This window comes from Pseudonocardia cypriaca (assembly GCF_006717045.1).
Lineage (GTDB): Bacteria > Actinomycetota > Actinomycetes > Mycobacteriales > Pseudonocardiaceae > Pseudonocardia > Pseudonocardia cypriaca.
This window is the reverse complement of the sequence record NZ_VFPH01000003.1, coordinates 914,800-927,795: the sequence shown is the minus strand read 5'-3', so window position 1 is coordinate 927,795 and position 12,996 is coordinate 914,800. Positions and strand designations below refer to the sequence as shown.

Below are 12,996 nucleotides of genomic sequence, written 5' to 3'. Positions count from 1 at the left end.
CGCGGTCGTGACGGTGCGGGGCATCGCATCCCTGCTCGTCGGCGGCAACTGGCCGAAGCTGAAGAGGCTGCTGGCGACCCCGGGTGCCCTCTGGCGGCTGGTCGGCCGCGACGTCCCGCTCGGAGAACCGAGCGAGGCGCGGGTGCTCGTGGTCATCTCTGTGCTGGCGTCGGTGACAGCGGTGCCGGTTGCCTGGCTCGTGATCGCGCCGAGCGTCGTGGCGTTCGGTGCCGTCTCCGTGGTGACGGTCGTGGTCGTGACCGTGGCCCGGCTGCCACTGAACGAGTGGGCGGAAGGGCCCTCCGGCGCATCCCTGATCAACACCGGCAAGGCGCTCAGCATCGCTGCCGGCGCTCAGACCGACGCCATGCTGCTGGGCGGTTTCTCCGGCGCCGTCACCGTGCTGGTCGCGAGTGGAGCCGACTACAGCGCCCTCACGACCGAGGCGCTCGGCCGGTTCGGCCTGCTGACGCTGGCGGTGATCGGGCTCGGGATCCTGGCGTCGATCCGGGTCGCGAAACTGCGGATCGGCACGCTCGACGAGCTGAAGAAGGCGCTGACCGAGCACGCGGACGCCACCGAGGAGCAGGCCGGGACGATCGCCGGCAAGCTCTCCACGAACGGTGTGCGCGACATCGGTTCGGCCGCCGCGGCCCTCGCGGAGGGCTGGTCGCCCGCGGTGGCGGCGCCGGTTCGGGGCGAGCTGGGGCGGAAGCGCGTCGCCCAGCTCGACCTCCTGCCGGACGAGCTGCGGATGCTCCGCATCGCACTTCGCGAGTTCATCTCACCCGAGGACGCGTCGCGGCCCGGGCTGCTCACGAACGTGACCAGAACCGTCTTCCGGTGGCTCGGGCAGCGGCTTCGCTGGGTGGTCGGCCTGGTCGCATCAGCGGCATCGACCGTGGCGCTGACACCGTCGGCGTCGGCGACGACCGGGCCGAGCTCACCCGTCCACGCTTCGACGAGGGGGGCGGGTGCTCCCGGCCCGACATCGATCTGGGGCGACGTCTTCTCCACGTCGGTGACCATCGCGCTCGTCGGCGCGGCGGCCGCCGCGCTCGGGTTCGCGATCTGGTTGTGGACGGACATGCGCGCCCACGCTCGCACATTCGAGTCCGGGCGGAAGGCATGGTGGGCGTCCGCAGGCTTGGCCGTACCGGCTGGTCTGGGCTTGCTGGGGCTGGGCCTGGCGTCCGCGGCACTGCCAGGCGGCCCGGCCGACCCCGTCCCCACCCTCTCCGCCGGGGTGTTCGCCGCCGCTGCCTTCGCGATCACCTTCCTGACCACGCGGGAAAGCCCGCGACACGAGCCGGATGTCCCGCATTGGGCGCCGCTGCCCGAGCCGCCGTCGATCACGGCTGCGGTGGGCGCTCCTGCACCGGTGCCGGCGTCGAAGGCCGGCCTGTTCGTCAAGCTGCACGCCCCCAACGGGGATCCGGTGTGGCAGGCGGTCGAACTGGGCCGCGCGCTGCATCCGCTGGCGACCCGGACCGTCCGCGTTCAGCAGCAGCCGTGGGACCGCATGAGCTGGCACGAGAAGGGCGACCAGCAGGGGTCCGGCCTCCTGCTCGACGAACGCCTGGTGGTCACCAACCGGCACGTGGTCGAGCGCAAGGCCGACCCGCAGCACGTCGCTCGTACCGGGCGCAGGTACCTCCCCTACTTCAGTCGCGTCACGGTGAGGCTCGCCTCCGGCACGACGATCGAAGGCGAGGTTCTGCCGCTGCCGGACCCGACCGAGCTGGCTCTCCAGCTCATCGCGACCGGGGCTGTCGACGGGCCGACGACGTTCGAGGAGCTCCTGGAAGCAGCCGAGGAGCTCGATCTCGTTCTCGTCGAGCTGCGTGATCCCGGGCTCGTCGACGTGGATCTCCCGCCGTTCGAGCTCGCCGTGAACGTCTCCGCGGGTTCCGGCGTCGTCCCGCTCGGTTTCGGGCGGACGACGGTCGACGTCGAGGCCGCGGGGCAGACATGGCCCATCGCCGTCGCCGGTGAGCAGCTCGTGGTCAGCACCGGCACGCTGCTCGGCAGCGCGGGTGGCAAATACCGGCCTGCGGAAACGGCGTTCTCCCTCGAGCATCGCTCGCCGGCGGCCGGGCCGGGCAACTCCGGCGGCCCGCTGGCGGTGCGCGATGCGGGCGACCAGGTGCTCCGCGTCGCGGGGTTGCTCACGTCCCAGCGCACCGCCGTGCGTGCGGCCGCGATCGACGCCCTCTTGCGGGCACATGGTGTGCGGCCGCGGCTCCAGGTGCCGGAGATTCCGGGTGTGGACCCGGTGACCGATCTGGGTCCTCGCCGGACCTGGGTCGCGGACGTCGTCAACAGCATGATCACGCGGCACCGGACGATCGCCGGGCTCGACGACGGCCGGCAGAAGCGGGAGCTGGAGAGCCAGTTCGCCCGTGACGTGGCACGAGTCGCGGATCAGATGACCCCGCACGAGCTCGGGGTGGTGACGCCGGCGCTCGAGCGTGCCGCGCCGAGCCTGCACGCGCTGATCAAGGGCAAAGATCAGACCGCCGGGCCGACGGCGCCGGCAGAACGGGGCCGGGCCCGGTTCTTCCGGCAGGCCGGCGCCTTCGCCGCGCTGATCGGCGTGGCCGGCTGGTTGTTCATGACGGTCGGGGCCCGGCCGGCGTCGGCGGACCCGGGTGTCGCTGCCGGCGGAAGCGGTGACGGCTCGCCGAGCTGGGTTGCCCCGTCCCTGATCGTCGGTGGTGTCGTGGTCGCCGCTGCTGTCGCCGCCTGGAAGTACGCACGGAGGAAGGCCGTCAGGTACCTGCTCGGCCGGCATGTCGGGATCGCGGCGGCGCACGAGCAGCTCCGGCAGGCGGGACGGCCGGTCCACCCTTCGTCGGATGATCTCGGTGCGGCCGAGCAGCGTGCCGGCAGCGACCGCTTCGTGCGACTGCGTTCGACGTTCCACGACGGGGTCGAGCGCGACGACTTCGGTGTGCTGGCCGCGGCGTCGGGCGCGCTCGGGTACGTGGTGACGGACCGTCGCGCGGTGCGCGGGGCGGTGGACGTCGACGTGGTCGTGGGCGGGGGCACGGTTCCAGGTCAGGTGCTCGAGTACCCGCGCGTGGGCGACGTGATCGATCGGTGGGACGCGGCGAGCACGGAGGACGACGAGCAGGGCGGCGTGACCCGGTCGTACCTGGCGAGGCACGTGGACCTGGCACTGGTTCGTTTCGAGCTCGCCGACGCGGACCGGTTCGGTCGCGAACCGGCCGCGAGCGTCGCCTCGACCGTGGAGCTGGCCGACCGCGCCGGCCTGCGCCGGCCGGACGGCCTGATGCGTGCGTGGCTGGAGGCAAGCGGACTGGGAGGAGCCGATCTGGGCGCGCTGGCCGACAGGCCGGCCCGTCCGACCCCCCGGGCCTGGGTCAACGACCCGTCCAGGCTGCTCGACGCAGCCCCCGAACGGATGCCCGCGCAGGGCCGGCCGATCGTGCGCGACACGGTGCGGAGCCTCGTGTCCCTGGGCTTCCTCCTCGCGACGCTCTGGATGACGGGCTGGATGAGCGGATCGCTGAGGCCGCGCGACATCGACGCCGGTGAGCAGATCGCCCTCGCATTCGCCGTCGCGCTGTTCATCGGGATGCCGGGGCCGGCCGCGGTGACGCCGCTGGTCAGGTACATCGGATGGTCGTCCGCTGCCGTCATGCGACTCGGGCTCCTGGTCTACCCGCTGGCGGCGACGGTGGGTCTGTTGGCGGTGGCGCCGATGTGGGTGGCGGCCGGCTGGCCGGCCTGGCTCGGCACGGTCCTGCCGGGCTTCGTCCACGACTTCTTCCCGAGCCTCGCTCATGCGCTGTTCGCGGCGACGTGGACGGCCCTCGTGGTGGCCGCCGCGGCCGTGCCGTTCGTCCGGTCCCGGACCCGCAGGCCTGCCGTCCTCGACGAACTCGATCTCGTCGTCACGACGAAGGCGGACATCGCCAGGCTCACCGGTACCGATCCGCGTGACGACGGTCCGGTGGCGATCTCCGGTGAGTTCGAGCTGCTGGAGGGATCGCGGTCGGCCGTTCAAGCGGTCGAGCTGGGCTCGGAGGTCGTCGAGCAGGTCGACAGCGTGCTTCGTCTCGACACGGCGGTCGGGTCTGCCGGAACGACATTCGTCCTCCGCGACGACGGGGTCCACACCGACCTGGTCACCAACGACCACGTCGTCGGCAAGGCCCGGAGAGTCTGGGTGAACGCGGACGGCGTCCTGCAGGAGGCCCGCCCGCTACCCGTCCCGTCGCCGGAGACGGTCGCCGCCTGGATGCGCGATCTCGACGTCTTCCCCGGCGTGGGGATGGACGATCTCATCAAGCACGCGAAGCGGCTGGACGTGCGTCTCCTGCGGACCAGGTCGCTCGGGCGCAGGCCCCTCGACCTGGCCACACGGGAGCACTTCTTCGAGCCGACGATGTCGATCGCGTACCCGCTGGGCGGAGTTCGCAGCGGCAGGATGCCGCTGGCCAGGCGGTCGGCTCCGATCGTCGGGCTCGGCGAGGCTCGCCCGGAGGGCAATGTCGTGCACGACTCCGCCTCGGAGGACCTGGCCGTCGGCACCCGCACGACCTGGGCCATCGAAGGGGGCGCGTCCGGGAGCCCAGGACTCGTGGACGAGGACGGAACGCTCGTGGTCCACGAACTGCTCCACTGGAGTGTCCATCCGCTCCTGGGCCGCCATCCGGGGGCCAATCGCTCGTTCGCGGTAGGCGCCCTGGCCTTGCGCGCCTACCTGGCTGCGCTGGAGGAGGAGCACGGGACGCGACCCGTGGCCTCCGCGTCGGCGCATGCCGACGAGTCTCCTCCCCGTCGGTCCGGGCTCGAGCGCGCTCTCGCATGGATCGCCGCGCTCGTGGTTCTGATCAACGGGTTCCTCGCGCTGTCGAGCACTTCTGCTTCGGCTGCCTCGAACATCGAGGGGTCCCCGGAGGCCGCAGCGACCATGCTCGGGGCTTCGCCGAGCTGGCTGCTCCCGTCACTGCTCGTGGCTGGTGTCGTCCTCGTCGGCCGGTGGTACGGGGTGCGGAGGTTCGACCGGGTCGACGAGCCGTCCGACGGGGTGCTCGGCCTGGCAACCGCCGACTTCCAGAAGCCCTTCGGGCCACCGGTGGACGAGCGTGTCGCGGGTGCGCAGATGCGCGGAACTCCCGTGCAGGGGGGTCGACGGCGGGACGAGATCGTCAAGGACCTGGAGCGGGGTTCGCGGTGGCCGAGCGCGCACGCCGGCCCGGCCGGCGTGCTGGACCTGATCCGCAGGGTGGTCGCCGAGAAGGTCGCAGGCATCGAGAACGGGGAGGCGTTCCAGGCCCTCATGTCGATCAGGCGGGGCTCGCGCAACCCGCCGCACGTCCATCAGTTCTGGCTCGCCGAAACGCTCGGCGGCGATGCGAAGTGGCAGGAGATCGCGGCCGGCCACGTCGCGGAAGGCGACGACGTCGTCCGGGTCTACTTCCGCACCGCCGACGGAGCGCTGCACGAGTACACGGAGTCGTTCCTCGCCGAGGTGCTGCTCGGAGCGGGACCGGAGCTCCGCCACCTCATCGCCGTCATCGCCGAGCGGACCCTGGCATCGCAGACGATCGACGACGACCGGCTGCTGACCAGGCGGGCACTACGGCAGCTGGAGCTCATGAGCGTGGAGGCCCCCGACGCCCTGCGAGCTCTCGTCGACGACTACTCGCGGGTTCAGCTCCACATCCGCACCGTGTTCGGCGGCAGCGGACCGCTGTGGACCGCGCTGCTGTTGGCGTTCGCAGCCGAGTTCCACGAGGCGGCCGAGGCGGCGTTGACGGGAGCCACGGGGGTGACGGCTGCGGACGAGGCGTTGGTGCTCGCCGACGCCGCCACCGCTGCGATCCAGACGCTCACGGCCTTCCTGCCGGGAAGCACCGGCCAGCTCGCCGCGCGGGCGCACCTGCTCGACGCGATCGAGGCCGCCGTCGGTGCCCTGTCCGACGACCACCGCTCGCCCGACGAGCTGGCACGAGCGGCGGCGCGCACGCAGGACCTGCTCGCGCGAGCCCGTGCGCTGGTGGAAGCCGGTCCGGGGGTGCGCCCCGATCAGTCGCAGGGCGCTGCCGTGGTCGTCGAGTGGCTCTCGATGGCGACGATCACCGCGGACGGGGTGCGGCCGTCCGACGACGCGCTCGGGCAGGCGGCAAGGACCGACCCCGACGTGCTGCAGGCGTTGATCGACGGCCGCCGGGTCGTCCAGGACCACGTCCTCGATCTGTTCGGGGACGACGAGCTGCGCGTCCGGCTGCTGACCTACGTCGACGAGCTCGTCGCCGCTGCCAGGAGCGCTCTGACCACCGCGTCCGACTTCACCGCGGTGCTCGGCGAAGCCACCCTGCTCCATCACGTACTGCAGGCCGCTCGTGAGGGGTTGGGCAAGAACGTGCCGGCCTCGCCGGAGCAGCACTGGCTGCGCGCCGAGCTGTTCAACGAGACCGACGTTGTGTACGAGCGGCTCGGGAGGCTGCTCGTCGAGCTGGTCGATCTGGAGGACATGGACGGGCTCCCGTCGCGCGCCGTGCTCGCTCGCCTCCGCGCGGAGCTCGACGAGCTCGGCTCGCCCGTGTGGGCGGTGACGCTGCGGGTCTGGACGGTGCTCGGTGACGGGCGCATCCAGGGCGGCGGGCTGATCATCGGCGGCGCCGAGCCGCACGAGGAGCGGCTGCTCGGGCGCATCCTCCGGTCGGTGGCCGCCGCGCTGGCACCCGAGGGCGGCGAGGTCGACGTCGACTGGCACCTGGTCGCGGCGCCGCTGCGCAGGGCCGGACTGAGCCGCCTCGGCACGCAGATGATCGCCTACACCGTCTTCGGCGAGCTCGGCGACGACCGCGTGTGGACGGTGTCGTTCACGCACGTCAGCGCGGTCTTCGCCGGGTCATCGGAGGCGCGGGAGCTCATCGCCGGGCACGAGGGCCTGCATCATCGGCATCCCCACGGCTGGGAGGGCCACGACGCGCACGCGTCGACGACCCTCCAGCGGCTCGACGGCGTGTTCCCCGGCTGGCGTGACCGGGTCCGGGAAGCGTTCGAGCAGGTACCCGATCCGACCGGCGGCGACATCACCGTGCTGGACGCGGCGGCCGCGCGGTCCACCGTGATCGGCCGGTACGGCCGCCACGGCTTCATCGAGCTGAGCGGGCTCGACGTCGACGAGCTGCCGGCGCACTTCACCGCGCTTCGCGTGCGCCACGGCTACCTGGACGGGATCGCCGTGAGCGGAGCCGAGCACGGCATGTCCGGCGCGGACGTGCCGGACGACGTCGTCGTGGTCGGCGCAGGCGGGGTGCTGGACATCGACGCGGTGGTCCTCGCCGAGGTGCGGGCGCTACCGCCGGGTACGCAGCATGCACTCTGGCGTGACGCGCTCGCGCGGCTCGCGGGTGGGACCTGCTGCGTCGTCGCGGCGGAGGTGCCGGGTCTCCCGCGGACGTGGCCCTACCTGCGCTCGGTGCGCGCCCAGCACGCCGTGCTGGAGCGCCGCTACGGGATCGACGCCACCGGCTTGCCCGCTCCGGCGATCGCAGCGCTGAACGCGGCCGACGAAGACCTGGTGCGGTGGACGCTGCGACAGGCGCCGTCGGGGCAGGAGCGTGAAGCGCTGTTCGCGCTGGCCTACGCACTGGCGGACACCGTTCGGGTGAAGACGCTCCACGTGGACGGCAGCGTGAAGTCGGGGTCCGGCACGGTCATCGGACCGGGGATCGTGGCAACGTCGGCCGAGCTGTCGTGGGGCGCCGCCGAGTTCACGATCACGTCGCCGGACGGACACGCGTACCACGGCGTCGAGGTGGATCCGCAGTCCTTCGACGAGGCGTGGAGAGACGTGGCGATCCTGCGCGTCGACGCCCTCGCCATCGGGCCCGCCGCCCCGCGCCACCGCGGTGACATCGCCGAGGGCGCTCGGATCGTCGTGATCGGACACCCGGTGCACGGGCCTGCCGGGGTCTCGGTCGGCCGGTTCACGCTCTCGCCCACCGGCGAGCCGGAGGTGCGGGCCCCACGAGTGGAGAACGCACTGGGCGGCGGGGTCTTCGGCGGACACGGACTGATCGGGATGGCGCAACCGGGCTCGGCGCGGACCAGCGCCGCGGTCGTGCCCGTTCCGGCGACGGAACTCCTGCCGCCCGACGGTGCGGTGCGGGTGACGGTGCGCCGCCCCGGCACCTCGCCGGACGACCTGCGCCCGCGCACCGTCGAGGGCATCGCACGAGTGCTCGAGTCCGGGAGGCGCGACGACCTGCGGCCGACGCTCGTGCAGCTGCTCCGGGAGATGCCGTGGTCGGTGCTGGAGCGGGTGGCGTTCCGGATCGGGCACCTCGGCCACGAGCCGAGCCAGGTCGACCGACTGATCCGCGGCGTCGTGGACGCCGAGATGCTCCGCAGGGCAGCCGACGTGCAGCTGAACCTTCATCCCCGGTTGATGACACCGTCCCCGCTGTACGAGTTCGAGGAGCTCGAAGCGGTCTTCGACCTCGCGGGCGAGGTCGTGTTCGCGGGCGCGCGGCGGTCGTACGAGGACCCGGAGAGCATGCAGGTGCTGGCCGCCCTGCTCGACGCGGCCGAGGCCGAGCAGCGCTTCCGGATGCGGAGCACGACGCCCGACCAGCAGGCCCTCACCAGGATGCGCGACCGGATCCTCGTCGTGCTCGCCATCGGCATCTCATCGCCACTGCTCGACGCGCGGCTGCAGGAGCTCGCCGCCCTGTACGACATCGATCCAACGCCGGTGACGCCCGCCGTGCCCGACACGACGGCCTACCTCGTCGTCGGCGGCACCGTCGTCGAGCCGGCCGACGCCGAGTTCGTCCGCACGACCGTGGGCACGTCCCACGACGCCGACGTTCGGATCACCGGCGGCGACCTCGGGCTCATGCCGCGGCACGCCCACGTCCAGTTCGACCGCGGCGTCGCGCGGATCGCTCCGGCCGAGCGCGGAAGCGCGATCACGGTGAACGGCCGGGTCGTGACGGGGCCGACGGTGCTCCGGGACGGCGACGTGATCGTGCTGGGCGACAACACCCGCATCGTGTACCTGCGCCGTGATGACGTACCGACGGCGGGGGCGTCGATCGGCGCCGGCCTCCCGCTGGCCGGTCTCGGCGACATCGACCCGCGCCTCGGTGCGGCGCTCCTGACGCTCGCGGTGCTGCTGTGGGCCTCGGCCACCCGGCTCGGCGGCAGGTGGGAGCGAGGCCCGCCGTGGTTGCTCGGCGCTCGTGGCTTCCGCACGCTCCGGCTCGCCGACCGCACCGCGATCGGCAAGATCACTGGAGGCCGGATCCCCGGAGCGGCGGCCTTCACCGCAGGGGCGGGGAACATCGGTGCCGCCGTCCTGCCGGCGTGGGAGCGGGTGGGGCAGCACGAGCCGGCAGCCGGCCGGGAGCCGTGGGTGCGTCGGTTGCTGAGGTGGATCGGACGTCTACTCGCGCCGCTGGTCACCGCCATGGTGTTGACGCTCGGCGGTCCGGGCGCCGGCGCGTCCGCGGAGGCGATCCCGATCGGTGCGGTCACCGCGCAGGAAGCGCCTGCTGCCACGGGCGAGACCGCGGCCGGCGCGCCGGACACGCCCAGCGGCGGGACCGCGGCGGTCTCCGTCGAGGGCGACACGCTCCGCGACTTCGCAGCCGGATGGCGGACGACCACCGAACCCATCCGTGCCGCGACCCCGCGCCGGCTCCCGGCCGACGACGCCGTGCTGCCCGAGGACACCGTGGTGGTCGCGCCTGCAGGCAAGGGCGACACGTGGACCGTCCAGCCCGACGAGTACCTCGAGAAGATCGGGCTGCGGGTCGGCCGGCGCGACTGGCGGGTCGTCGCGGCGGCCAACCCGATTCGGTTCGGCGAAGGCCGGAACCCGCACCACGTCGAGCCCGGCTGGGAGATCACGCTGCGGCCGTCGCTCGTGCAACCTCCGGTCGCGCCGACCGTGCCGACGCCCGTGCCGCCGTCGAGCACCCCGCCGCCGAAGACCACCGCGGCTCCGGCGCCGACCTCGACTCCGCCGCCCGCGGCACCGTCCACCAGCAGCGCCACGGCGCCCCCGGCGCGCACCACGTCGACGGTTCCGGGCGGCAGTGCGTACCCGGCCCCGCAACCGGCGCGCGGCCCGCCCGGTCTGCCGTGGGTGCCCGTGGCCTGGATCGTGGCCGCCGTCGGGCTCATCGGGGGCGTGGTGCGCTTCGCACGCGTGGGCAAGGCCTCCGAGGGCGTGTTCCGGGGAATGCCGCCGCTGCCGACGGCGCGGCCCGCCCGGTCCCGGACCGCCGTGGCGGAGGTGCTCACGCGGCCGGTCCCGCGGGTAGCCACGTGGCGCTCCGGGCAGAGCCGCAGCTTCCGCGGAGCGTTCGTGACGGTCCTGGGCGCCGGCATCGCGGTGATGCTGTCGGGGTGGCTGGCGCCGGGCGCGCTCGCGTCGACGCGCGCGGTCATGGCGCGGATCCGGCGGTGGGTCGTGCGCGCGGCCGTCGCCGTGGCGTTCGCGGTGATGGCCGTCGTCGCCACGGCCGGGCCCGGCCTCGCCGCCGATCAGGCCGTCGAGGAGACGACGGTGGTCCGTCCGGGCGACACGCTCTCGGCGATCGCCGAGCGAACCGGCGAGCGCGACTGGCGCACGCTCTACCAGCGCAACGCGGACGTGATCGGCGGGAACGCCGACCTCATCCGTCCCGGGGCGGTGCTGCGGCTGGCACCGCCGACCGGCGGATCACGGCTCCCTCCTCCCGCCGCGCGCAAGCCGCACCCCGAGTCGACACCCAACCCGGCGCCGTCGACCTCGGAGTCGACGTCGCACTCGGCCACCCAGCAGACCGCACCGGCCCACCCCGCTCGCGGTCCTCCGTGGTGGGGCGCTCTCCTGCTGTGGATCGTCGGGATCGCCGCCATCGTCGTGGCGACGACCGAATACCTCCGTGTGCGCGCCGCATCCGCGCTGCCGGAACCGAGGTGGCGGCACGGAGCGGGCCCGGCGCTCGGGCGCAACGACGTGTGGCGCGCCGATGCGTCGTTCCTCGCCGAACCGTCCCCCCGCCATAAGGAGGGCGCCGGCCGGTTCGCCCCGCTGAAGCTGCGCGACTACCGGCTGTACCTCGGGGGGCAGTCGATCTCGGTGTACGGCGGCTGGATCCAGAACATCGCGCAGATCCAGCTGGTGATGCAGCTGACCCAGGGCAGCGGCTTCTGGCTCGGTGCGGTCGTCGCGCTGCAGACCATCCCGAGCGTCCTGTCGATGTGGGGCGGGGTCCTCGCCGACCGGCACGACAAGCGGCTGCTGCTGATGATCACGAACGGCGGCCTCCTGGGGACCGCCGCCCTGCTGGGGATCCTCACGGTGACCGGTCAGGTCGCACTCGGCTGGATCCTGCTGATCGCGCCGGTGACCGGGGCGCTCACCGCGATCGCCAAGCCGATCCAGAAGGTGTTCGTCTCCGAGATCGTCGGCAAGGGGCTGGTCGGCCAGGCAGTCGCGCTCACGTCGCTGGTCTTCACCTTCATCCAGGTCATCGGCCCGTTCACGGCCCCGTTCGTGATCATGGCGTTCGGTGTGGGCGGGTCGTTCGTGATCAACGCCGCCAGCTTCGCCGTGGTGCTCGCGGCGCTGCTCCTGATCCCCTCGCCGAGCCTCGCGCGCGCAGCGCCGAAGGCCCGCGACGACGTCCGGCTCAGGGACGCCTTCACCTACCTCCGTCATCCCGATCGGCGTGATCTCGCGATCGTCCTCTTGCTCTGGCCCGTCGTCGCCTCGTTCGCGCTGAACGCCGGGGTACTGGTACCGCTGCTCGCCTACAACGGGCTCGGCGCCGACGTGCGCGGCTACGGCGCCCTGGCGACGGCCGGCGGGGTCGGCGCCGTCGTCGGGGGACTGCTGAACACGCTGCGCCGCCCCGGGAGACCGCCGCTCGCCATGGTCCTCGGCGGCGCGCTGGCGCTCGGCGCGCTCACCGTGGTCACCGGGCTCATGCCGACGCTCCTGCTCGCGGTGATCCTGATGGGCGTCACCGGCATCGCCCGCCTGCTCTACGTGACCGCGACGGACGCCTACCTGCAGACGTCGGTCGCCGAGGGGATGCGCGGGCGGGTCATGGGCCTGTACATGACCTTCGCCTTCATCGGCGACCCGATCGTCGCCCCGCTGCTGGGCCTCGCCAGCGAGATGTGGACCGGACGTGCGCCGTCCGTGATCGGCGGCGGTGTCGCGGCGCTCGCGGCGGCGGCCGCGATCGTCCTGTCGCTGCGGTTCGCCGGCCCGCGGGAGGCGGGTGCCCGGGTGACGCGGCTGTGGTCGGTCGTCATCGCCGTGGCCGTCGCGCTGGCAGGCACTGTGGCGGGCCCCGATCCCGCCCCGTCCGAACGGCGACAGTCGCAGTCGTCGGGATCGCCGCGCGCTGGAACACGGCTGGACGTCGCCGATGTCGGCGCGGATCCCGTGGCGACGCAGCCGGACGAGGGACAGCCCCCGCTCCCAGGCGCCGGCGCCACCGTCCCGGTTCACCGCGACGAGCCGGCGACGCAGCAGATCGAGCAGCGTTCGCGCGCTCCTCCCACGGCCTGGTGGCCGGCCGCCGAGACCCACCGGCAGCAGGCGCAGACCGCGCTGACCGAGCTCCCCGAGACCCCGTTCTCCGGGATTCCCACCCATCGGCAGCGCGGGTCGGTCCCGCCTGCCTTCCCGTGGCCCGTCGTCGACGGCCACTCGTCCACAGGAGGAAACACATGAGTAGCTCGCGCCCGGTTCCGACCTTTCCGCTCTTCCTGCAGCCCGGGCAGGCCGACCTCAATCGGCCGGCACCGGAGACCGAGCAGGTCGTCACCGGTTCCGACGAGTGCGAACAGAGCAGCAACCGGCGCTGCTGCGAGCTCACCGGCTGCGAGAACCTCCTGCCGATGGTCCCCGGCAACGACGAGACGATCCGTTACTGCTGCCAGGCCCACCGCAGGTCCGCCCGAGGCCTCCGGAGCCGGTCCCGGCACGACGGGCAGCGATGA

Annotated in this window: 2 protein-coding genes (1 of these 2 only partly in view); both read left to right on the top strand. The window is 73.1% G+C overall.

Annotated elements, in window-relative coordinates:
• A protein-coding gene (locus FB388_RS36090) for an MFS transporter (protein ID WP_142107148.1) crosses the window boundary here: on the top strand, positions 1-12,727 show its final stretch. 31,865 nt of this gene lie to the left of the window's left edge; 12,727 of the gene's 44,592 nt are visible here — the last part of the coding sequence; its start codon lies beyond the left edge, outside the window; its stop codon occupies positions 12,725-12,727.
• Positions 12,724-12,996 carry a hypothetical protein gene (locus FB388_RS36085; protein ID WP_142107147.1) on the top strand — a complete coding sequence of 91 codons (273 nt, stop codon included), beginning with the start codon at positions 12,724-12,726 and terminating at the stop codon, positions 12,994-12,996. The genes FB388_RS36090 and FB388_RS36085 overlap by 4 nt, the downstream gene beginning before the upstream one ends.